1 protein-coding gene is annotated in these 360 nt (G+C 67.8%); it reads left to right on the top strand.

Annotation, left to right across the window (positions count from 1 at the left end; all coding sequences use genetic code 11):
• A partial coding sequence (locus tag AC1D1Y_RS26940) for a 5-deoxy-glucuronate isomerase (RefSeq protein ID WP_477685031.1) occupies positions 1-360 on the top strand: 360 nt, incomplete at both ends.

Raw genomic sequence — 360 nt, 5'->3', positions numbered from 1 at the left:
CTGTAGATGTGACCATCGACGGCACCACCCACGCCAACCTGGGCACCCGCGACAGCGTGTTTGACGAGAAGTCGCCCGCAGCTGTTTACGTGCCCGCTGGTAAGACAGTGACAGTGCGCGCGGTGCGCAATGCCGAAGTCGGCCTGTGCAGCGCGCCGAGCGACGCCACAGACCGTGCAGTGCGCGTGCTCGACCCCGCCAGCATGCGCCGCAGCGTGCGCGGCAAGGGCACCAACACCCGGTACGTGTGCGACATCCTGCCGCACGACGACCCCACCGCCGCCCACTTGCTGGTGGTGGAAGTGATGACCCCGGCCAGCCACAGCAGCAGCTACCCGCCGCACAAGCACGATGTGGAGC

This window comes from Polaromonas sp. P1_G1 (genome assembly GCF_056405595.1).
The sequence above is the reverse complement of the archived record's forward strand: the minus strand, read 5'-3'. Positions and strand labels throughout refer to the sequence as shown.